19 protein-coding genes are annotated in these 21,864 nt (G+C 44.5%); 7 read left to right on the forward strand and 12 right to left on the reverse strand.

Features of this window, described 5'->3' with window-relative positions; all coding sequences use genetic code 11:
• Positions 1-7: 7 nt before the first annotated feature.
• Together MHO82_RS15165 and nudF are read right to left on the reverse strand one after the other, a co-directional pair.
• Complete coding sequence (locus MHO82_RS15165; protein WP_239184908.1) at positions 8-433, reverse strand: DUF1249 family protein; 426 nt, start codon at positions 431-433, stop codon at positions 8-10.
• Complete coding sequence (nudF, locus tag MHO82_RS15170) at positions 423-1,073, reverse strand: ADP-ribose diphosphatase (RefSeq protein ID WP_239184910.1); 651 nt, start codon at positions 1,071-1,073, stop codon at positions 423-425. Before nudF ends, MHO82_RS15165 begins: the two co-directional genes overlap by 11 nt.
• Positions 1,074-1,299: 226 nt before the next feature.
• Between nudF and tolC the strand changes: the two genes are divergently transcribed.
• On the forward strand, positions 1,300-2,610 hold the full coding sequence (gene tolC, locus MHO82_RS15175) for an outer membrane channel protein TolC (RefSeq protein ID WP_239184913.1): 1,311 nt from the start codon (positions 1,300-1,302) through the stop codon (positions 2,608-2,610).
• Between the two features lie 77 nt (positions 2,611-2,687).
• Here the strand turns inward: tolC and hldE are convergent, their stop codons facing one another.
• The 3 genes from hldE to MHO82_RS15190 form a co-directional block, all read right to left on the reverse strand.
• Positions 2,688-4,118 carry a bifunctional D-glycero-beta-D-manno-heptose-7-phosphate kinase/D-glycero-beta-D-manno-heptose 1-phosphate adenylyltransferase HldE gene (hldE, locus tag MHO82_RS15180; RefSeq protein WP_239184915.1) on the reverse strand — a complete coding sequence of 477 codons (1,431 nt, stop codon included), beginning with the start codon at positions 4,116-4,118 and terminating at the stop codon, positions 2,688-2,690.
• Between the two features lie 176 nt (positions 4,119-4,294).
• Entirely contained in the window at positions 4,295-7,150 is a 2,856-nt protein-coding gene (gene glnE, locus MHO82_RS15185; protein WP_239184917.1) for a bifunctional [glutamate--ammonia ligase]-adenylyl-L-tyrosine phosphorylase/[glutamate--ammonia-ligase] adenylyltransferase, read from the reverse strand.
• 123 nt (positions 7,151-7,273) lie between these two features.
• Positions 7,274-8,875, reverse strand: a complete 1,602-nt coding sequence (locus MHO82_RS15190; protein ID WP_239184919.1) for a methyl-accepting chemotaxis protein — start codon at positions 8,873-8,875, stop codon at positions 7,274-7,276.
• 105 nt (positions 8,876-8,980) lie between these two features.
• Between MHO82_RS15190 and MHO82_RS15195 the strand changes: the two genes are divergently transcribed.
• Positions 8,981-9,769: a potassium channel family protein gene (locus MHO82_RS15195; protein WP_239184921.1), complete on the forward strand. Its 789-nt coding sequence runs from the start codon at positions 8,981-8,983 to the stop codon at positions 9,767-9,769.
• Positions 9,770-9,804: 35 nt separating this feature from the next.
• Here MHO82_RS15195 and MHO82_RS15200 read toward each other — a convergent pair whose 3' ends face one another.
• Positions 9,805-11,319: an inorganic triphosphatase gene (locus tag MHO82_RS15200; RefSeq protein ID WP_239184923.1), complete on the reverse strand. Its 1,515-nt coding sequence runs from the start codon at positions 11,317-11,319 to the stop codon at positions 9,805-9,807.
• 201 nt (positions 11,320-11,520) lie between these two features.
• On the opposite strand from MHO82_RS15200, the gene MHO82_RS15205 reads away from it, so the two are divergent.
• The 3 genes from MHO82_RS15205 (at position 11,521) to MHO82_RS15215 (ending at position 14,240) form a co-directional block, all read left to right on the forward strand.
• Positions 11,521-12,201, forward strand: coding sequence for a TIGR00153 family protein (locus tag MHO82_RS15205; protein WP_239184926.1), 681 nt, complete (start codon positions 11,521-11,523; stop codon positions 12,199-12,201).
• Between the two features lie 36 nt (positions 12,202-12,237).
• Positions 12,238-13,506 carry an inorganic phosphate transporter gene (locus tag MHO82_RS15210; protein WP_239184928.1) on the forward strand — a complete coding sequence of 423 codons (1,269 nt, stop codon included), beginning with the start codon at positions 12,238-12,240 and terminating at the stop codon, positions 13,504-13,506.
• Between the two features lie 119 nt (positions 13,507-13,625).
• The gene (locus tag MHO82_RS15215) at positions 13,626-14,240 is read left to right on the forward strand and encodes a TIGR04211 family SH3 domain-containing protein (RefSeq protein WP_239184931.1); all 615 of its coding nucleotides are present in this window, start codon (positions 13,626-13,628) and stop codon (positions 14,238-14,240) included.
• A 106-nt stretch (positions 14,241-14,346) separates the two neighbouring features.
• Here MHO82_RS15215 and MHO82_RS15220 read toward each other — a convergent pair whose 3' ends face one another.
• Positions 14,347-15,180 carry a general secretion pathway protein GspB gene (locus MHO82_RS15220; RefSeq protein ID WP_239184933.1) on the reverse strand — a complete coding sequence of 278 codons (834 nt, stop codon included), beginning with the start codon at positions 15,178-15,180 and terminating at the stop codon, positions 14,347-14,349.
• Positions 15,180-16,811, reverse strand: a complete 1,632-nt coding sequence (locus tag MHO82_RS15225; RefSeq protein ID WP_239184935.1) for an AAA family ATPase — start codon at positions 16,809-16,811, stop codon at positions 15,180-15,182. The genes MHO82_RS15220 and MHO82_RS15225 overlap by 1 nt, the downstream gene beginning before the upstream one ends.
• Positions 16,812-16,963: 152 nt before the next feature.
• Here MHO82_RS15225 and MHO82_RS15230 point away from each other — a divergent pair, with 152 nt between their 5' ends.
• Entirely contained in the window at positions 16,964-18,187 is a 1,224-nt protein-coding gene (locus MHO82_RS15230) for a multifunctional CCA addition/repair protein (RefSeq protein ID WP_239184937.1), read from the forward strand.
• A gap of 87 nt (positions 18,188-18,274) precedes the next feature.
• Here the strand turns inward: MHO82_RS15230 and MHO82_RS15235 are convergent, their stop codons facing one another.
• From MHO82_RS15235 to folB, 3 genes are read right to left on the reverse strand one after another with little or no spacing between them, the layout of a single operon-like run.
• Positions 18,275-19,078, reverse strand: a complete 804-nt coding sequence (locus tag MHO82_RS15235; RefSeq protein ID WP_239184939.1) for an undecaprenyl-diphosphate phosphatase — start codon at positions 19,076-19,078, stop codon at positions 18,275-18,277.
• A complete protein-coding gene (folK, locus tag MHO82_RS15240) occupies positions 19,078-19,572 on the reverse strand; it encodes a 2-amino-4-hydroxy-6-hydroxymethyldihydropteridine diphosphokinase (RefSeq protein WP_239184941.1) in 495 nt (164 codons plus the stop codon). Before folK ends, MHO82_RS15235 begins: the two co-directional genes overlap by 1 nt.
• Positions 19,569-19,922: a dihydroneopterin aldolase gene (folB, locus tag MHO82_RS15245; protein ID WP_239184943.1), complete on the reverse strand. Its 354-nt coding sequence runs from the start codon at positions 19,920-19,922 to the stop codon at positions 19,569-19,571. Before folB ends, folK begins: the two co-directional genes overlap by 4 nt.
• 135 nt (positions 19,923-20,057) lie before the next feature.
• Between folB and plsY the strand changes: the two genes are divergently transcribed.
• Positions 20,058-20,663, forward strand: a complete 606-nt coding sequence (gene plsY / locus MHO82_RS15250) for a glycerol-3-phosphate 1-O-acyltransferase PlsY (RefSeq protein ID WP_239184945.1) — start codon at positions 20,058-20,060, stop codon at positions 20,661-20,663.
• Between the two features lie 65 nt (positions 20,664-20,728).
• On the opposite strand, the gene tsaD is transcribed toward plsY, so the two are convergent.
• Positions 20,729-21,748, reverse strand: coding sequence for a tRNA (adenosine(37)-N6)-threonylcarbamoyltransferase complex transferase subunit TsaD (gene tsaD / locus MHO82_RS15255; RefSeq protein WP_239184947.1), 1,020 nt, complete (start codon positions 21,746-21,748; stop codon positions 20,729-20,731).
• Positions 21,749-21,864: the final 116 nt, after the last annotated feature.

Genomic DNA, 21,864 nt, shown 5'->3' on the forward strand with positions numbered 1-21,864 from the left:
TAATCGTCTATATAATTGGAGTGTGGCTCACCCCATTTTTAATACAAAAAGTAAGCCAATCACTTAAAAATTGATTTACTTGATGTTTCTCATCTTTTTGTAACATCCGCGAATTCGGATAATCATACCTTGGCTTGATTTGCGAGATCTGCTGGCTAGCACACACTTCTGCGACTCTAGCATCGTGATACAACCTAACCGTTAACTTCGGTAACGGCAAACTTGGGTTAGCGTCAGTCTGACAAATATCAACGATGGTCGTGTACTTAGTGACTTCAACGATTTTCACACAATAGACATGATCAAAAACCTGATAACCGCACTCGTCTCCTACCCGATTTGAACGAGGTAGCAAAGGGCACAATTTTGCGTAATTACTTTCATAAGAGCGCATCATTGCCGTAAAGTCGAGCCTGTATCTTCTATCCGTCATCTCTCGTCAGCCAACATGATCTTAATCGCTGATGATTTAATTCTAACCATTGCAGCGCAATTATTGAGGCACCATTCTCAATTTTGCCACTTTCGACCCAAGAATACGCCTGTTGACGGCTCACAACGTGAACTCGAATGTCTTCTCCCTCTTCTTCGAGGCCATGAATGCCAGAAGCGAGTTTACTATTTACCTCACCGACAAACACATCCAACCGCTCAGAGCAACCACCCGAAGAAGGCAGGTAACTGGTGACTTTTTCAATACGCTGAATGTCGACGCCGGCCTCTTCTTCAGCCTCACGAACAACCACTTGCTCAGCCGTTTCACCAGGGTCAATAATCCCGGCAACAATTTCTATTTGCCATGGGGAATGGTCTTCCAATGAGCCTACTCGAATTTGCTCAATCAGTACAACCGAGTCTGAGTTGGGGTCATAAGGCAGTAAAGCTGCTGCATGGCCACGTTCAAACATTTCACGTTCGACGGGCTCACTCCACCCCCCTGCAAACAACTTATGGCAAAAGGTGTACTTGATCATTTTAAAAAAGCCATTATATAACGGCAGCTTTGACATGATCTTCACATCATTTTTGTTATAACAGAGTGGTTCAGAGTGGGAACGGTTTGTTTTTGTCATGGTCTACTTCCGTGTTTGTGGCATTCTTATCATTCTCTTGGACTGTCGACAATCATTTAATTCAACTTTTTTGACAAAACTTGTGAATTTATTTAAGTCCAAATTTAGAACTGAATAGATTACACTCAGATTCAAACGTAAAACATCGTAATCTTAAAGTACTTAGCGACTGAGTTAAGTTACACTTACCCATTGAATTATGTTCATTATTGCAGGAATCACAACTATGAAAAAGCTGCTTCCACTCGTGATCAGCGTAGCGCTAGGTAGTTTTAGTCAGCTAGCAATGGCCGATAACCTTGCCCAGATCTATGACCAAGCAAAACAAAATGACCCTCAGCTTCTTAAAGCTGCAGCTCAAAAAGACGCCGCGTTTGAAGCAGTGAATTCGAGCAGAAGTACCTTTCTGCCTCAAATTAACTTAACAGCGGGCTATAACATGTACCGTGGTGATGAAGGTGTTGCCAACGAGAGAAACGTCTTAAACGGTAACGTAGGCCTAAAACAAGAGTTATACCAACGTTCTAGCTGGGTAAGCCTAGATATTGCAGAGCAAACCGCTCGCCAATCAGATGCGGCCTATGCAGCAGAGCAACAAGGCTTGATTTTACGAGTTTCTCAGGCTTATTTTGACGTACTAAAAGCCATGGATGATTTAGAGTTTGTCCGTGCAGAAAAAGCAGCCGTTGCCCGCCAACTAGAACAAATCAAACAACGCTTTGAAGTGGGCCTATCAGCCATCACTGATGTGCACGATGCACAAGCACAATACGATACCGTTCTGGCAAGTGAAGTGTTAAGTGAAAACTCACTGGTCAACAGCTATGAAGGGCTTCGTGAAATCACAGGTCAAGAGCACACAGAGCTAAGCCTGCTAGATACCACTCGTTTCTCTGCAAGTCGCCCGGCGGATTCCAGCCTGACATTAATCGAACAAGCTCAAACTGAAAACTTAAGCTTACTGGCTGCTCGTATCACAGCGGATATTTCCAAGAACAATATCAAACTGGCAGAATCAGGACACTTACCATCATTAACCTTTGATGCCGCTTATGGCTACAGTGATACTGGCTATGAATATGCGAAACCGGATGATTCAGGTTCTGCTTGGAATGCGGGCATTAATTTAGCAGTGCCTCTGTACACGGGTGGTGACTTGTCATCAAAAGTGAAACAGGCTCAGTTTGACTACATTGCTAGCAGTGAAGAGCTTGAAGCCACTTACCGCTCAGTAGTAAAGGAAGTTCGAGCACAGCACAACAACATCAATGCTTCAATTGGTGCACTGCGCGCTTACGAACAATCAGTGATCTCTGCAAAAGCGGCACTCGAAGCAGCTGAAGCTGGCTTTGATGTAGGTACTCGTACCATTGTTGATGTACTTGATAATACACGTCGTCTGTACGATGCAAACCGTAACTTAGCCAATGCGCGTTACGATTATGTATTAAGTGTACTTCAGCTAAAACAAGCGGTTGGCACATTAAGCGAACAAGATATTCTTGATATTAATGCGGGCCTTATCGCTAAAAACTAATCATTTTAGTTAGCCTAAAAGCATAAAAGCCCTGAACACTCAGGGCTTTTTTATTTCCTAATCAGATGGCTAATTGCTTAACCGCGTCCACCACGAATGGACTCGATGATTTCCGTTGTTGAACAACCATCTTCAAAGTTCAATACGCGAACTTCACCACCAGCGGCAATCACTTCTTTACCACCCGCAATCTCTTCCGGTTTATAATCACCACCTTTTACTAACAATGTCGGCAGTACTTCAGAAATCAGACGCTGCGGGGTTTCTTCTGTAAATGGAACCACCCAATCAACCGCTCCTAACCCCGCAAGTACAGCCATTCGGCGATCTTCTGGGTTTACAGGGCGACCAGGGCCTTTTAAACCTTGCACAGAGCTGTCTGAATTCACCGCAACAATTAAATGATCACCCAACTTGGCCGCTTCGTTTAAGTAAGAAACATGGCCTGCATGCAGAATATCGAAGCAACCGTTGGTCATTACAACCTTCTTACCACGCGCTCGGGCTTCTTTCACAGCTTGAACCAGTTGCGCTTCGCCAATCACACCAAAACCAGTGTCTTGGCTACCGTGAATAGCTTCTGTTAATTCAATGGTCGATAGTGTCGATGTACCTAACTTTGCAACCACCACACCAGCGGCAGCATTCGCTAATGCACACGCTTCATCTAATGGTTTACCAGCAGCGACTGATGCCGCTAATACAGAAATAACCGTATCGCCCGCGCCTGTTACATCAAACACTTCTTTTGCCAATGTCGGCAAATGGAACGGTTCTTGGCCTTTACGCAGTAGACTCATACCGTGCTCGCTGCGAGTCACTAATAGCGCATCAAGGTCAAATTTTTCAATCACCTCTAAGCCTTTTGCTACCAAATCTTCTTCATCTTTCACTTTACCGACAACCGCTTCAAACTCAGACATGTTTGGCGTCAGTAACGTCGCACCGCGATAACGTTCAAAGTCAGCACCTTTTGGATCAATGAATACAGGTACGTTTGATTTACGCGCTTCTTGAATCATCACTTGCACATGTTCTAACGCGCCTTTTGCGTAATCAGACAAGATCACCGCTTTTACATGAGGAAGTGCGTGCTCCATACGAGACATGATTGGCTCTGGATCCACATCGTGGAAACCTTCTTCGAAATCCAAACGCATCATTTGTTGGCCACGGCTCATTACGCGTAACTTCGTAATGGTTGGGTAATCAGGCAAGGAAACAAAATCACAACGCACTTTTAATGACGTTAATTTTTCTGTTAGCGCTTTGGCTGGCTCATCGATCCCGGTTAAACCAACCAAACGTGCAGTACCACCCAGTGCTGCAATGTTCATCGCTACGTTTGCAGCACCGCCAGGACGCTCTTCATTGTGCTCGACTTTAACAACAGGCACAGGAGCTTCTGGTGAAATACGACCGGTTGGCCCATGCCAATAACGGTCTAACATCACATCACCAATAATAAGTACACCTGATTGTTCGTAGTCAGGAAGCGTCGGTTTCATATTTATCTCCGGGATCAGAAAAACAGCATGTAATACTATTGCCACTCAATATTGTTATTTATTTCACTCTATATTTAGTGGCGTTAGCATCTTAACATAGCCCTTATCGGCAAACATCCAACAAAATGAAGCCAATCGTACATCGCACGATTGAAGCTCTTCATTCCACGTTTTTATTACTCTTCTTTTAACCACTGGTGCCATGCTTGGTTCACCACTGAACGCTCGTTGACGAAATACACATCTTCAACATCAGCATCTAAGCCTATTAAGTTTAAGCGATGAATTTCATTTCTCATGGAACAATACGCATCCACCAGCTGTTGCGCCTGCTCTACTGACATAATTTGATGCTTAGCCAGTAACTCAAAAATACGCACATTGTCAGACCAGCGCGTCAATGCCGATACCTGAGGACAATACTGCAACATTAAATATTGTGCTAAAAACTCAATATCGGTGATCCCTCCTTTATCCTGTTTCAGCATAAAGCGGCCTGCCTTTTTACTGCCTAGATGGCCACGCATTTTATGCCTCATGGCAATCACATCTTCCATCAGCTTATTGTTATCCCGCTCGGTGCACAAAATATCATGGCGGATCTGGTTAAAGCGCGCTGTTAATTGCTGATCACCATAAATAATACGAGTGCGTACTAAAGCTTGATGCTCCCATGTCCAGGCATCTTTTTGTTGGTACTCTTCAAACGCATCCATCGTACTCACCAATAAACCCGACGCACCCGATGGCCTTAAGCGCGTGTCCACGTCATACAAAATGCCAGAAGCCGTGCGAGTAGAGAAAATATGGATTATCCGTTGAGCTAAGCGTAAATAGAACTGGCGACCATCAATCTCTTTTTTACCATCGGTATAGACATTAACAGGGCAATCATGAAGGAACACTATATCTAAATCGGAGTTGTAACCAAGCTCCCAACCACCCACTTTACCGTAACCAATCACACCAAAACCACGACCATCACGGTTTTGTAAATGTGTTGGTTCCCCATATTTGGCCGATACTTGTAACCAGGCTTGGTTTACTACCGCTTCGATGATAGCTTCCGATAAATAGGTTAAGTGATCACTCACTTTCATTAATGGCAATGCGCCCGCAATATCGGCGGCAGCAATCCGTAATAAGCAGGTTTGCTTAAACTGACGCAGAGCCTCCATCTGTTGCTCCATATCCTCTTCTGGGATACGAGCCAGATATTCATGAAGCTCATTTTTATATTGATTTAATTCAATTGGTTGATAAAGCTGCTGACGATCTAACAGCTCATCAAGCAAAATGGGGTAACGCGCTAATTGCTCTGCCACCATAGGGCTCGCTGCACACAAGCGCACCAAATGTTCAAGGGCAACGGAATGCTCATCCAATAACTCTAAATAAGTCGTACGTGTAGAAATCTTATTCAGTAATGCCATGACTCTTGGCAAACTGTACTGAGCGCCTTTTTGGGCAAAAGTGGCATGAAAGACTTTTGGCATTAAACGATTTAACACTTCGCGCCCACGCGGACCTAGGGTCTTTTTAGCTAAATCGGCTTTAAAACTCAGGAGCTGGGAACACAAACCACTCGCTTTTTCTTCCCCCACAAGCTCAGACAAAATTTGCTGAACGACTTCTTCGTCATAAGCAAGATCCCACAATTCACTAAAGTGGCTGGCAATCTTATCTTCAGGCTCTTGGTTTTCATCACCAATAAGTTGCTCAAATACACGATGAACTTGACTCATGTGTTTATCTGTCGCAGTACGTAACTGCTGCCAATCTTCAAACTCCATCGCGTGAGCCAAACGCAACTGATGCAGAGGCTGATCTGGTAAGGTCTGAGTCTGTTTATCGTCTATGGCTTGTAGCAAGTTTTCTAATCGACGCAGAAAATGATAGGCCTCAGTCAAGTGAACAACTTCACTATCCTCTAACAAGCGCAGCTCATCAATAGCGGTTAAGGTTTCTAGTAACCCCCGCCCTCGTAAAGATGGCTCTCTGCCACCTCGGATCAACTGAAACACTTGAGCGATAAACTCAATTTCACGAATTCCACCAGCCCCTAATTTAATGTTGTCATTCAACCTTCGGCGACGAACTTCACTTCCAATCATAGACTTCATACGGCGCAGAGATTGAATAGCACTAAAATCGATATAACGGCGGAACACAAAAGGCCGTAGCATCTGACGCAGCTCTTGATACTGGCTGTACATTTCTCTGCCCATCACGCGAGCTTTGATCATGGCGTAGCGTTCCCAATCTCGCCCTTGCTCTTGGTAATAATCCTCTAATGCAGCGTAGCTCATGACAAGCGGGCCGCTCTCTCCAAACGGGCGTAAGCGCATATCGACTCGATAACAAAAGCCATCAAACGTTTGCTGATCAAGTGCTTTGATTAAACGCTGGCCTAAACGGGTAAAAAACTGCGCGTTAGCAATACTGCGGCGGGCACCTTGGGTTTCACCATTTTCTGGATAAGTAAAAATCAGATCGATGTCAGAAGAAAAGTTCAGCTCACCACCGCCTAACTTTCCCATCCCTATAATCAGCATAGGTTGCGGTACTCCTTCAGCATTCACTGGCGTCCCCCAATCTTGGCAACATTGACGGTAAAGCCACGCATACGCTTCAAAAATCAAGGCTTCTGCCAATAACGATAAGTGAGACAGGCTCTCTGTCAGTGACCAGCCATGAGTAAAATCGCGCCACGCAATACACACCATCTCTTGGCGACGGAACTTGCGCAGCTCTCTCATAAAGCTGGCTTCATCCGTACACAGATTAAGCTGTTCCTCTAACTGGCTTCGATAATTGTCACTGCGATTTTGTACCGCTAAAAGCTCGGGCAGTTTCTGGCATAGCATGTCATCTCGCTGCAACGCATCAGCCACAAAGTCACTGGAGGCCAACACCACATGTAACTGTTGTTGATAAGATTCAGGCCAATGAGCAAAAAGCTCGGGCGTATGTTCGGTCAATTCTGACAAATATTTCGAGGCGGTGGCTTCTAGCAATGGTGGCAATGACATGATAATTCCTTCTGAAGGTTCCTAACCAATAACTTACCTTGATTTAAATGCAAACAACACCCATCACGATCAAAAACGCCCACGGAACCTTCGTGGGCGTTACTCACATTTTTCAACCAAAAATCAAACGCTAAAAGCTCTAATCTTTTGATCTAACTCTTCTGCATTTCCTTGCATGGTTTCGGAAGTTTCCGTTAGCTCAGTGATCACAGTAACAGACCCTTCAACCAATTCACGTACATTAGTAAGGTTCTGGTTCATCTCATCAGCCACAGAGCTTTGTTGCTCGGCAGCCGTAGCAATGTGAAAGTTCATGTCATTAATTTCACTCACTTGAACCACAATACCATCTAATTCACTGCCTGCATTCGTCACAAGCTCCACCCCATCGGCAGCTTCTACCACGCTTTTTTCCATCAGCTCCACCGCTTGTTGCGCGCTACTTTGCAGCTGAGAAATCATTTCTTGGATTTCAACGGTGGCTTGTTGGGTACGCTGTGCCAAACTACGGACCTCATCAGCCACAACCGCGAAGCCTCGACCAGCCTCTCCCGCGCGAGCGGCTTCAATGGCGGCGTTTAAAGCAAGTAAATTCGTTTGCTCAGAAATCCCCTGAATGGTCACAACCACACTGCCGATGGACTCTACTCGCTCCTCGACCTGATTCACGGCTTGAGCAGATTCAGCGATATCCCCTGATAAATCGCTCATTTTCACTATGGTGTCTTGAACAAATGCTTGGCCTGTTTGAGCTTGACCTGAAGCTTGCTCAGTCACAGAAGAGGCATTACGTGCATGCTCTGCCACCGTCTGTACTGTAGACGACATTTCACTCATGGCAGAAGCTAACTGATCTATTTCATTAAACTCTTCTTTCGCCGCTTCTTGAGTTTCTTGCATGCTGATGGTCATCACTTCAGAGAGCTCAGATAACTCCTCTGAGGCTGTGACTTGCATACTGATCACTTCTTGCAGTTGAACACGCGTTTTTTCTAGCTCACGAGCCAAATCACCGTACTCATCTTTACAGTCCATCTCAATCGGTTCGGCAAGGTTTTTATTGGCCATGACCTTAATACGGTCACTTAAGTAACGAGTCTGACGCAGCATAATATGCGATGCTCCTAATAAAAGGACCATGAAAGCAATAATCATCAAAAAGGTTTGCCAGGCGACTTGAACCAAGTAACCACTGTAATACTTCTCGGCCTCTTCGCCAGCTTGTGACGCGACGACTACCCAATCGTGGTTTGGTACTTTCGTCGCAAACTCGTATCTCTCACCCTCGTTCACAGAATAAGGCACGTTCGAAGATACGCGACCAAGCAATTGTGATAACGAGCTGCCTTGTGACGTCATACCTGACAAGCTTGAAATACCACTGGTACGTGGGTGTCCCAATACGGCTCCGGTGTCACGTTCAACCAAATAAACATACGCCCCTTTTTGCCAACTGCCCGCTTGTGCTTTGATGGCTTGTTCTGCCAATTCACGGCCCTGTTGACTCGATCCAAGTACACTTCCCACAAGCTGAGCATTCGCCGTCGCCAGCTCTTTTGCTCTGTCTTGTTGAATTTGAACCACCGATTGATAGAAAGTATTGGCATCCCACAACTGCTTCGCCACCAGCAGCACGGTACTGAATACCATCAATAAGATCAGCTTAGGTACTAAGCGAATGTCAGTAACCAGTTTTTCCCATGGTTTAAAGCTCAATGTCGACATTCCGCACCTCCAACTCGTAATTTACGTATAAACCCATTTCTTATTACCGTTACATCCATGCTATTTGTTATCTTAAAGTGATATTTCAGACCAAAAAGGCAAACAATGGCGTTGTATAATAATAGAACCGATTTAAAACCAATGGGCTTGATGTCGTTAATACTGTCTTTTATATCCATCATCATTATCACTGGCTTACTATTTGCCCCTTTAAGCTCAGCAAGTCGCCAGCTATTAATTAGTATTGATACCTTTATCTGTCTTCTTTTTCTACTGCAACTATTCATAGATTTGATGCGTAGCTCAAATAAAGTGGCCTATTTTAAACAGCATTGGATCGACATTTTGGCCAGTATTCCTATTATTGAACCCCTTCGTTATGCTCGGATTTTCCATATTCTGCGCCTTTTACGCCTAATCCGTTCTGGTACTTTGTTGGTGCAACAGATCCAACATAACCGTAGAGAAGCGACCATCGCCTCAATTTTTCTCTTACTCATTTTACTCCTTACCACAGGATCTGGCTTGATGCTCATCATTGAAGGCAATGTTCCCGAAGCAAATATTCAATCCGCAGGTGATGCGTTGTGGTGGTCGTTTGTCACAATTTCAACGGTAGGTTATGGCGATCATTACCCAGTGACGAGTGCAGGAAAAATACTCGCTGCCGTGATTATTATTTGTGGTGTAGGTATGTTTGGTATGATTTCAGGGCTGATCAGCTCTTTGATCACAGAGCCAAGCCGAAAAGAAAAATCACACCAGGAAGCACAACTTCACCAAGAAAAAGAACAACAGTGGAAGCTGCTACTAACCCAGCAACAGCTTTTATTGGATCGCATTGCTAGCCTTGAAGAAAAACTGGAGCAACAAAAAAAGCCTGATAGTCAGTAGTATCAGGCTTTCTGTTTTTCAATTCAGATTTGGCATTATGCCCAGTAAGGCGGGATCTCTATGCCCATCTGACGAGTTTGATCCATGGCGTGCAAAATCGAATGCTCTTGACGCTCTAACCAACGCTCCAGTTGCTTTTGATCATCCCCTTCAAGCTGAGTCACTAACACACGCAGTGGCTCCAACATTTTCAGATCATCAATGCCCTGAACGAGATCTTCCCATGGCAGTCGGAAACTGTGACGTTTCGTTTCATCGTATAACGACGCAAAACAAATTCCCGTCATGAGGCTACGGTTTAAGCGAGGTTGCTGATCAAAATAATCCTGTCGACTTAACTGACGCTCAGCAGGAAAAGCTTCCATTAATTCAGCCCAAGTTTTATCGAGCAATTTGATGGAATAATCATTAATGGAGCCTGCCATTTTACTGCGTGATTTGTCATCCAAAAATGGCTGCCAACCGCGCGCTAAAATCCAGCGGCTTAAATCCAACAGTAACCCACAATAACGGGAAGATTGAAGCAGCATTAATGAGTCTTCTCGCTCTGGAAGCCCATCGTATTTTGCTTTCAATTCATTCAACAGTACTTTACGCGCATTCAGTTTTCGTAACACTTGGCCTTTGTCAGCGGTCAGTGCTTCAATGTATTTAGCGTCATTTAACCAATTCAGCTCTTGTGCTAACCATTTCAATTCCTGACGAATAATGGCGCTTGCTCGGCGAGGGATCACGCCACCAAATACCGTTAGGATCTGACGAATGAAAGAGATTGCGTTACAAATTTCTTTAAGGGCAAGAGGCTCAGGACGCTCAACATAAATTTGCTCATGGTAGTGCCAGTGCGCCAGCGCGTGTTCTAAAGAACGGATAAAGCAGTGTTCTACCGAATCACCATCGTGGGTTTTAACGATGCTGAGCGGTTTGATCTGATCACCTTGATAACCAGTGGCTAAACGGTAACCTTTTGCGGCTTTGCTTAAATTACCCAGTCGCATTCCACCTTCTTCGGCTAAAGTGCGAGCAAGTGAAAACAGCGCTTCAGTTTGACCCGATTTTAGCTCCAGTTCTACTTCACAAATTGGATCTCGGTTATCGCCAGCTACCACTTCCCCTTGATCAAACGCCAGTTCGACTTGACTGCCATCAGGCATGCCAATTAACCATTGTTCACGGGTGAAGTTGGTGGAGAAAAGCGGTTGAAGCGTATTTTGAACCTGCTCAATATCAAGGCCTTCTGGCCACGCATCAATGGGGTGCAATGCTAAGTTAGGGTTATTGCTGTCATGCTCTGCATTATATTCTGGACGTTGGTGCAATCCGGCAACCACTCGTCCTGCGGTTTTGAGTGTTTGAACAAACACATCATCAAAACGGCGAATACGTAACCCAATATCATGCTGGCGTAGCTGCTGATCTGGGGTATCAAAGTAGATGTTACCAAGATGACGACAGCCATGCTGAAGTACCTTGGAATCAGCAATTTTTGCTTTTAAAATGTCTGAAAAATCAGACGATACGAAAAACTTAAGTTCTATCTCAGTTTCCATAGTAGACCTTATAATCAGTGGCTCATCAAGGATATGGTCTTATCTCTCATCGAGCAAGCCTGAAATATCGTCCATTTCATGATCTAAAGTAGTTTTAATGACTCTGTGATTAAGTTAACATGCGCGCCTTTATGACCATCGTTCAACATTTCACCATCTTGGTATATGTTTATTAGGTTATATTAATTAGGTTGAATAACCATGCCAGTAAATACAATTATGGGGTTATTTGCAAAGTCCCCTATTAAGCCTTTGCAACGCCACGTTGTGTGCGTAAATGAATGCTGCTCGTTTCTTGTTCCGTTCTTTGACGCGTGTGCTCAAGGTGACTGGGAGAAAGCAAATGAAATGCGTGCTCAAATCTCTCACTTGGAGAAAGAAGCTGACGTATTAAAACGTGAGATTCGTTTAAAGCTACCTCGTGGGTTGTTCATGCCAGTCGACCGTACTGACATGTTAGAGCTTCTTACCCAGCAGGATAAACTTGCGAACTTAGCAAAAGACATTGCTGGCCGTGTTGTTGGCCGTCAGTTACAAGTTCCTGTCTCTATGAATGATGACTTCATTGCTTACGTAAAGCGCTGTTTAGACGCAGCTAATCAAGCTCAGCGTGTAATTAACGAGCTAGATGAGCTACTAGAAACAGGCTTTAAAGGGCGCGAAGTTACACTTGTCGCAGAAATGATCCATCAACTAGACGTTATCGAAGACGATACCGACGCTATGCAGATCAATTTACGCCAGCAACTCATGGCCATTGAATCTGAGTTAAGCCCAGTTGATATCATGTTCTTATACAAAATCCTTGAATGGGTTGGCGGAATCGCAGATCAGGCACAACGTGTCGGCGCGCGACTTGAAGTCATGCTTTCTCGTTCATAAGCAATATTTGTTTTTCTAAAATAACAAGGTAATACGATGGATATCCTTGCGAATTACGGCACCATGCTTATTGTGGTTGCCGCTGCATTTGGTTTCTTGATGGCAATCGGTATTGGTGCGAATGATGTCGCCAATGCAATGGGTACTTCTGTTGGTTCAAAAGCACTAACAGTAAAACAAGCGATCATCATTGCGATGATTTTTGAGTTTGCAGGCGCTTACTTAGCCGGCGGTGAAGTAACCGATACGATCCGAAAAGGCGTTATCGAAACATCACTGTTTGCAGACCAACCAGAAGTATTAGTGTATGGCATGATGTCAGCATTACTTGCTGCGGGTACTTGGTTACTGCTTGCTTCTTACATGGGTTGGCCTGTATCCACTACACACTCCATTATTGGTGCCATTATTGGTTTTGCTTGTGTCTCTGTTGGTACCGAAGCGGTTGACTGGAGCTCTGTGCAAGGCATCGTAGGTAGCTGGCTAATTACACCGCTTATTTCTGGTTTCTTTGCCTATGTTATTTTCATCAGTGCACAGCGTTTAATCTTTGATACGGATAATCCCCTAGTCAATGCAAAACGTTTTGTTCCTGTTTACATGTTTATCACCACAATTGTTATCGCTTTAGTAACGATCAAAAAAGGCCTGAAACACGTTGGTCTTCACCTCTCTGGTGGTGAAGCATGGGCTGCGGCGATTGCGGTATCGACTATCGTCATGATCGGTGGTTACATGTACATCAACCGTAAGTTTGCTGACAACAACGATGATCAAGATGACCGTGGTTTTGCCGGTGTAGAGCGTATTTTCAGTACTCTAATGGTCATCACAGCTTGTGCAATGGCATTTGCTCACGGCTCTAACGATGTAGCAAATGCGATTGGTCCTCTATCTGCTGTTGTTTCAACCGTAGAGCACATGGGTGAAATCGCAACGAAAAGCACCATTGCTTGGTGGATTTTACCATTAGGTGGTATCGGTATTGTTGTTGGTCTGGCGACCATGGGCCATAAAGTAATGGCAACCGTTGGTACTGGTATTACTGAATTAACCCCAAGCCGTGGTTTTGCCGCTCAGCTAGCAACCGCAACAACTGTTGTACTGGCTTCTGGTACTGGTTTGCCAATCTCAACCACTCAAACTTTGGTTGGTGCGGTATTAGGTGTAGGTTTTGCTCGAGGCATCGCCGCACTAAACTTAGGTGTTGTTCGTAATATCGTCGCATCTTGGGTTGTTACCCTACCAGCTGGTGCACTACTGGCAGTTATCTTCTTCTACTTAATGCAAGCCTCCTTCGGCTAAGTTTTGTAAGCAGTGCACAAAGAGGGAGGCAAAGCCTCCCTCTTTTCTTGCACCCAGCCAAGAAAGTTTTTAGTATCTGTTTAATTTTCTATTAAAACTCCAACTAAAGGACTCTTGCCGTGAAGCGACTTCTTTGCCTTTTCATGCTTTCTTGGGTGTTTATTACACCAGCTAAGGCAGAACAGGCTCGATACATTTCAGATAACTTATTCACTTATATCCATTCAGGCCCAAGTAATGAGTACCGTATTGTTGGTAGTATCAATGCCGGCGATCAAGTAACCCTAACCAATACCAATAAAAAAACGGGTTATAGCAAAATTGTTGACTCTCGTGGCCGTACAGGCTGGGTAGAAACACGTTTTATTTCGAATCAACCAGGTATTGCTGAACGTCTACCAAAAGTAGAAGAAGAGTTAATTGAAGTTAAAGCGCTACTAGATACAGCTCGCCAAACAGCAAATGAAGAAAAATCAGGTCTTGCGGATTCCCTTGCTCAACGTAATGAACAAATCAAAGATTTAGAGAAAAATTACTCTAAAATGAATCAACAGCTCACTGCGTCTCAAACTGAAGTAAGGGAGCTAAGAGCAAAACTGGACACCCAAAAAGAAGATCTTCTTCTTCGTTATTTCATGTACGGCGGTGGTGTTGCTGGTGGTGGCCTTATTCTTGGTTTAATTTTGCCTCACCTGATCCCGCGTCGTCAGAAGAAACCAAACGGCTGGGCATAATACTCCTAAATGTGTAAACACATTTCAGGACAAGATAATACAAAATGAAAAGGGGTAGCACTGATGGCTAACCCTTTTTTATTACCTCTGTTTTATGATCACAACATCATGGCTGCCATTCATACAAAGCAGGAATGGAGAGTTGTTGCCCTAAAAACGAAATCACGACATGACGAGGCTGGATATCTTCTACTATCACTCCCGCCATGATCTCATCTCCCTCTACAACTTCCGCATCATTTACTTTAATCCAACGACGACTCGGCTCAGAAGCGTAAATATGTGTCTGAAAGTTAAGTGCAGGCAACTTACTTTTGATCATCGAGCTTGCTTGCGACAAAGCAATCACTTCACTTGATGTTGTCTCTTCAGGCTCTGGCGTCAAAAAATCACCCTCTTGTGTGCCTAACGCATTTTGTAAACGCGCTGCAATATCAGGAGATAGCTGTGATAAGTCAAATTGGTCAAGCTGCAATTCATTATCCCCACTGACCTTAGGTGATACTTGGGGCTTATCTGCTACCTGCGTTGGAGCAACTGATGCTACAGGTACCGACTTTTTAATAGCACGAGCAGGCAAAGGCTCTGTGACAAACTCAGGGTAACTTAACAACGTTAAAGATGACGTAGCTTGTGTATCTTCAAAAACAACGGTTTGCTCTTCGCCTAATGACAACTCTTCAGCAACAGTGCTCTGTTGGACTGGTTGCTCTCTGGCATTCAAAATAGTGGCTTCATGTAGTAAGTCTTGTTGACCATGTTGATACCAATAGTATCCAGTGACACTCGTTGCAGGAGTGATAACCACAGCCATAAAAATCAACCATTCCAATGTTTTTTTACGGCGCTCTTGCTTCAGGGGAGACAAGCTATGTTGTCCAAAAGATTGCTGCTGATAGCTTTGCTCGGACTGCTCCAATGCACTTAATATATTCGACATTACAATTCTTCCGTTAAAGTAGGTGCATCGCTATTTGTAGAGCTATCAAGTGCCATTAAGGTTCGAGGTCCCACAATACCGTCATCAGTAAGGCCTTGCCAACGCTGGAATAATTGCACTTTCTCTTTCACTTTCTGATCAAAAACTCCAGTGGATGAGGTTGCCCCACCAACAACGGAAGATAAGAGTGTATCCAATACAAGAACATCCTCACTGCGCGCCCCAGTACGCAATATCCGCTGCTCTGATAACGGAGAACGCCATAATAGCTGATATTCACCAATCCAACGCTCTTCCAACCAACTTAATGGCACTTCGATACGCTGCTCAGCCAATAACAACTCGACCGACTCATCATTCACGGCATACAGCACGGCAAAGAATGGCTTATGCTCTTCGTACAACGTTAATACCGCTGGACGATTTAACACCTGAAGTTCCAGCAGATCACCCTGCCCTTGATAACAATACAGTTGCGCCCTAGAACTATTTTCACAATTAGCTTCTAATAAACTGGCCTCAAAGCCCCATACTTTCAGAAGAGTTTGCATTGCTAGAACCGATCGCCGACTCGACTGAATATAAGACGCCATAGGGATCTCAGGCTCAGATAAAATTTCCGGAGAAATACCATCATCAATGCCGTCCTTCAGCACTAACTCTGTAGGTACTTCCAGCGCAGGCAAAGTCTCTTGAGGTTGAACGCTATGTGCAGTTGGAGGAGTGCTGAGATAAAAATGGCTCGTTCCCATCAAGCTCAACCCAAGTACACTTGCCACTGCATATCGCCAATAAGGTTTACGAGCTACCACTGGAGCAGAAGACTGCCACCCTAAAACGTCATGGCACGCTTGCTCTGCAATGTTTCTGTCCACTTCATGACTACCTCGGTGGTAGCTATAAAGCATCGCTTTGTCACACACTAAATTAATTAAACGTGGAATACCGCCAGTTTGTAGGGCTATCCACTTAATAGCAGGAGGGGTAAACACAGGGTTCATTTGCCCAGCCATGCTTAAACGATAACTAATGTAGCTTTCGACCTCACCGACAGACAATGGTAACAAGTGATAGCGAGCCGTTATTCTCTGTGCGAGCTGACGTAGGTTTTCCTGCTGAAGCCTTTGCTGCAATTCAGGCTGGCCGATAAGAAGGACTTTTAATAACTTACGACTGTCCGTCTCTAAATTGGTTAATAAACGCAACTGCTCTAACACATCTGGCGTTAGGTGTTGTGCTTCATCGATAATGACTAATGTTTGAATTCCCTTAGCGTAGTTTGAGAGCAAATACTGATAAATCGCATCAGTAAATTGCTTTAAGCTCGCTTGCTCAGGATAAGGGATTTTAAATTCATCACAGATGGCCCCTAATAGATCTGATACTGTGAACGTCGGATTTAAGATCAATCCCGGTTTCACATTATCATCCAGCTGCGATAATAACGCGCGTGATACCGTGGTTTTCCCTGTCCCCACTTCACCAGTCAATAAAGCAAAACCGCCACCGTCACCAAGCCCTGCTTGCAAATGAGCCAGCGCTTCTTTATGCCGCCCACTTAAAAATAAAAAGCGAGCGCTAGGCACAATAGAAAAAGGCAGATCCGTCAATCCAAAAAAATCTTTATACATGCCTTACTCTCTGGGGATTATTCGATAAATATTTCACGGTGATCACAACTGTCATTATTTAGCCGAACAACTTATCATTGCCAACCAGAATGTAAAGTTTGATCCTATTTTGTTGAGAATATCTCTCATAATATGACACTAAGGAGTTGTAGTTGGATATCTATTTGGTGGGTGGTGCAGTGAGAGATGCTCAACTTGGCATCACTGTAAAAGATCAAGATTGGGTGGTAGTCGGCGCAACACCAGAACAAATGACCGCGCAAGGCTACCAAACAGTAGGACAAGACTTCCCCGTATTCCTTCACCCTAAAACCAAACAAGAATACGCTTTAGCTCGAACAGAACGAAAAGCAGGAAAAGGCTACAAAGGCTTCACCTGTTATTCCGCCCCAGATGTAACATTAGAACAAGATTTACTGCGCCGTGATTTAACCATCAATGCAATTGCACAAGCACCGAACGGCGATCTTATTGATCCTTTTAATGGGCTGGATGATCTCAATAACAAAGTGCTTCGTCATGTTTCAGACGCTTTCATAGAAGATCCATTGCGTGTGTTAAGAGTCGCTCGGTTTGCCGCTCGCTTTCACTCACTAGGATTCGCCATTGCACATGAAACCATGAACTTAATGACACAAATCGTAGAGAGCGGTGAAGTAAACGCGCTAACGCCAGAGCGAGTATGGATGGAGTGGGAAAAATCACTCAGCAGCGACGATCCACAAATATTTTTAGACGTATTACGAGAATGCGGTGCCCTAAATATCATCCTGCCAGAACTGGATGCCCTATTTGGAGTACCACAACCAGAAAAATGGCACCCTGAAATTGATACGGGTATTCACACCTTAATGGTGGCAAAGCAAGCGGCACTGCTCAGCCCTTCTTTGCCTGTCCGCTTGGCTGCACAACTGCACGATCTTGGTAAAGGCATAACACCAAAAGAAGAATGGCCGAGTCATAAAATGCACTGTCATACAGGAATCCAACTCATTAAAGAGGTATGCCAACGCCAAAAAGTGCCGAATGAATTCAGAGACTTAGCCCTTCTTGTCTGCGAGCACCATTCCAATATCCATCGAGCACAAGAATTACGCCCTGCAACCTTCATAAAAATCCTCGATAAAATGGATTGCTGGCGTAAACCAGAACGATTAGAGCAAGTATTACTGTGCTGCCAAGCCGATCATGCCGGACGTAAAGGGTTAGAAGATCAACCTTATCCTCAAAAAGCCCTTTTCCAACAAGCTTTTACCGCGGCTCAACACGTCGAAGTCAAGCACATTGTTGCCGCAGGGTTCAAAGGTGCAGCGATTCGCGAAGAGCTGACTAAACAGCGTATAGAAGCCGTCGCGGCTGTACGTAAGAAAAGTTAAGCACAATAAAAACAAAACAGCGACCTCTGTGGTCGCTGTTTTGTTCATTCTGTCTAAATTTAACGAGAAGATAAGCCCCTCATTAAATTAGCCCATCATTAAAAAAGCCATCAACCCAAAACCTAGAATCAGTCGATAAATCACAAACGGCAACATCCCTATTCGTGTCACTAATCTTAAGAAGACATGGATACAAGCATACGCACTGACAAAAGAGGTAATAATACCAATCGATAAAGCACCAATATCAACAGGCTCATCACCCGTCACCAGCTTAAGGCCTAAATAACCTCCCGCTAACATAATGATTGGAATCGACATTAAAAAGGAGAAACGCGCCGCCGCTTCGCGAGTAAAGCCCAAATACAGTGCAGCCGTAATCGTGGCCCCAGAGCGAGAAGTACCAGGGATCATCGCCATAGCTTGAGCAAGACCAATCACCAAAGCTTTTTTCCAGCCTGCTTGGTATTCGTCATCAACCTGCTTGGCATTACTGTCTACCCACCACAGCAATAAACCAAATACAATGGTGGTGGTCGCAATCACCCACGCACTGCGAAGGTACATTTCGATAAAATCTTTCATCAATAGGCCAAATACACAGGCCGGAATCGTTGCAATGATGATCATCCACGCTAATTTAGCTTCTTTACTACGATCGCCTTGGAATATCGATGCGATCCAAGCAGACAATAAACTGATCACTTCTTTACGGAAATAGATCATCACCGCAACCAAAGTACCGACATGCACAGCAACATCAAAAGCAAGGCCTTGATCGGCCCAGCCGAGAATTTGAGAAGGTAAGATAAGATGGGCGGAACTGGAAACAGGTAGAAATTCAGTCAGACCTTGGATCAAGGCCAGAAAAAAAGCTTCAAAATAGCTCATTAATATTCCTTTACAGCCAGTAGTTCCACTGGCCACAGCGATTGAGTGTGATTAAAAGAGTGCCATAACTGGGAAAAAGTTCGCCCATCACCGGGAATTTTTTTCTCAGGGCATAACTCAGCCATTGGCCACAATGCAAAAGCAAACTTATAAATATCTTGGCGTGGTAAAACAGGGGCATCGATAGAAACCTGCTCACCATAAAGTAAAATATCTAAATCTAAGGTACGGTCTTCGTTCTTTTTTGCGTCTGGTTTACGGCCCCATTTGAGTTCAATCTCACGGAGTCGCTTTGCCAACAGGGGCAAAGATAGCGAAGTCTCTAGTTCAATAACAAGATTAAAAAAGTTTGAACCTTCAAAGCCAACAGGCTCAGCTTCAAACACACGAGAGGCTCGTAAACGGCTGCCCAACAGAGTAAGCTCCTCTAAGGCAGCAACAATATGTTTTTCTCGTTCGATGTTCGAGCCTACACTAATGTAGGTTGTGATCATCGCACTCCTCGCTCAATAACAACACCCACACCACGCGCATTAACCACCGCGCCAGGTTTTGTCAGTTTCACTTTGATCCAAGGCACAGAAAAACGCGTCATGATCAGCTCCGCCACTTCTTCTGCTACACGTTCAACCAGCAAAAAGCGCCCTTCCGTGATATGATCGGTTACCGCTTGGCTTACTGTCGCGTAATCCAAAGCAAACTGAACATCATCTGATTGAGCAGCCGGTTTGTTGTCATGAGCCATTTCTAAATCAAGCACCAGTTTTTGCTTAATTTCTTGCTCCCAATCATACACACCGATGGTCGTAATCACTTCCAGTTGTTCTATAAATACTAAATCCATGCCAAATCACACTTTTTAATTAGAGGTCGGATACCCAATTAAGGGGAAAACACGTACTATCTGCTATAAAGCTGGCAATATATTACACAACGCAGGCACCAAATACGATCTTCGTGCCCACTATTGGAAACTCTTATGACACCACTCGCTCTGATCATGATCATGACGGCCTATCTACTAGGTTCAATTTCGAGTGCCGTGCTTATTTGTCGACTAAGACGCCTACCCGATCCAAGAGACTCAGGATCACATAACCCTGGGGCAACGAATGTACTGCGTCTTGGAGGTAAAGTAGCGGCGGGGATGGTTTTACTGTGTGATGTTTTGAAAGGAATGATCCCTGTTTGGGGTGGCTACTTTCTCGGTTTGAACCCAGTTATTCTCGGTATGATTGCTATCTCGGCTTGTTTAGGGCACATGTACCCGCTCTTTTTTCATTTTCGGGGCGGTAAAGGGGTTGCTACAGCCCTCGGAGCCTTAGCACCCATTGGGCTTGATCTTACGGGAATGCTATTTGGCACTTGGACAACGTCAGTTTTGCTGTCTGGGTACTCTTCTCTTGCGTCTATGCTCACAGCACTTTTAGCGCCTCTATATACTTGGTTTATTAAACCGCAATATACGCTGCCTGTTTCCATGCTCTCTTGCCTAATTATTTTCAGGCATCACGAAAACATTCGTCGTTTGATCGATAAAAAAGAGCCTAAGATTTGGAATAAGCTAATCAAAAAAAGCAGCTAAGAAAATAAGAAATAGAGGAAAGGGAAAACCAGAGGTGCCATCAGACACCCCTAGTGAAGATCTTGTTACTTAGAAATAGGATCCAATTGATCAATTGGCCAACGTGGTTTAGCTTGAACACCTAAATCCGTCGCTTCGCCATTTTTCAAACGCTGCATACCAGCATACGCAATCATGGCACCGTTATCGGTACAAAACTCAGTTCTAGGGTAATACACTTCACCACCGATTTTTGCCATCAGCGTTTCAAACTCTTGGCGCAAATATTTATTAGCACTCACGCCACCCGCCATCACAATGCGCTTCATGCCCGTTTCTTTCAGCGCTCGTTTGCACTTAATAGCTAACGTATCAACAACCGCTTCTTGGAAAGCAAAAGCAATGTCAGCACGAGTTTGCTCATCGTCATCATTGGCGCGAATGGTATTCGCTGCAAAAGTTTTCAGGCCAGAGAAGCTCATGTCTAAGCCTGGGCGATCCGTCATTGGGCGTGGGAATTTAAAGCGCCCTTTCGTGCCCTTATCCGCCAAGCGTGAAAGTAATGGTCCACCTGGGTAGTCTAGACCCATTAATTTTGCGGTTTTATCAAACGCTTCACCAGCCGCATCATCGATAGACTCGCCCAAAGTTCGATATTCACCAATGCCTTTCACTTCCACCATCATGGTATGGCCACCAGACACCAATAACGCCACAAACGGGAACGGTGGTGGATTGTCTTCCAACATCGGGGCTAGTAGGTGCCCTTCCATGTGGTGAACAGGCACCGCAGGTACATCCCACGCATACGCTAAACTACGTCCAATTGTCGCGCCAACCAACAACGCACCAACCAAACCCGGCCCTGCGGTATACGCAATACCATCAATATCTTTGGGGGTTAAATTCGCTTCTGCCAACGCCTCTTTGATCAGCGGAATGGTTTTTTTCACGTGATCACGAGAAGCTAATTCAGGAACTACACCACCGTAATCGGCATGCAGTTTTACCTGGCTGTAAAGTTGGTGTGACAAAAGGCCATTTTCATCATCGAAAATCGCGATCCCAGTTTCATCACAAGAGGTCTCGATGCCTAAAATTCGCATAATTTACTCTGCATATGGTCAATTAATGGCTAATGTTACAGGGACAAGAAGAAATTAACCAGTTCTGAGGGTAAGAAGGCTTTACAAACCCCCCTAGATCAGATTAAAATTTCGCA

The sequence above is a fragment of the Vibrio sp. Of7-15 genome, assembly GCF_022347565.1.
Classification (GTDB): Bacteria; Pseudomonadota; Gammaproteobacteria; order Enterobacterales; family Vibrionaceae; genus NORP241.

Bases quoted from the DNA above. Each gene is read 5' to 3' on its own strand.
- MHO82_RS15205 (WP_239184926.1), top strand. From the start codon at position 11,521: ATGCCAGTAAATACAATTATGGGGTTATTTGCAAAGTCCCCTATTAAG.
- MHO82_RS15225 (WP_239184935.1), bottom strand. From the start codon at position 16,811: ATGTATAAAGATTTTTTTGGATTGACGGATCTGCCTTTTTCTATTGTG.
- plsY (WP_239184945.1), top strand. From the start codon at position 20,058: ATGACACCACTCGCTCTGATCATGATCATGACGGCCTATCTACTAGGT.
- MHO82_RS15220 (WP_239184933.1), bottom strand. From the start codon at position 15,180: ATGTCGAATATATTAAGTGCATTGGAGCAGTCCGAGCAAAGCTATCAG.
- tsaD (WP_239184947.1), bottom strand. From the start codon at position 21,748: ATGCGAATTTTAGGCATCGAGACCTCTTGTGATGAAACTGGGATCGCG.
- tolC (WP_239184913.1), top strand. From the start codon at position 1,300: ATGAAAAAGCTGCTTCCACTCGTGATCAGCGTAGCGCTAGGTAGTTTT.
- folK (WP_239184941.1), bottom strand. From the start codon at position 19,572: ATGATCACAACCTACATTAGTGTAGGCTCGAACATCGAACGAGAAAAA.
- MHO82_RS15165 (WP_239184908.1), bottom strand. From the start codon at position 433: ATGACGGATAGAAGATACAGGCTCGACTTTACGGCAATGATGCGCTCT.
- MHO82_RS15200 (WP_239184923.1), bottom strand. From the start codon at position 11,319: ATGGAAACTGAGATAGAACTTAAGTTTTTCGTATCGTCTGATTTTTCA.
- MHO82_RS15210 (WP_239184928.1), top strand. From the start codon at position 12,238: ATGGATATCCTTGCGAATTACGGCACCATGCTTATTGTGGTTGCCGCT.
- hldE (WP_239184915.1), bottom strand. From the start codon at position 4,118: ATGAAACCGACGCTTCCTGACTACGAACAATCAGGTGTACTTATTATT.
- MHO82_RS15190 (WP_239184919.1), bottom strand. From the start codon at position 8,875: ATGTCGACATTGAGCTTTAAACCATGGGAAAAACTGGTTACTGACATT.
- nudF (WP_239184910.1), bottom strand. From the start codon at position 1,073: ATGACAAAAACAAACCGTTCCCACTCTGAACCACTCTGTTATAACAAA.
- MHO82_RS15235 (WP_239184939.1), bottom strand. From the start codon at position 19,078: ATGAGCTATTTTGAAGCTTTTTTTCTGGCCTTGATCCAAGGTCTGACT.
- MHO82_RS15195 (WP_239184921.1), top strand. From the start codon at position 8,981: ATGGCGTTGTATAATAATAGAACCGATTTAAAACCAATGGGCTTGATG.
- folB (WP_239184943.1), bottom strand. From the start codon at position 19,922: ATGGATTTAGTATTTATAGAACAACTGGAAGTGATTACGACCATCGGT.
- glnE (WP_239184917.1), bottom strand. From the start codon at position 7,150: ATGTCATTGCCACCATTGCTAGAAGCCACCGCCTCGAAATATTTGTCA.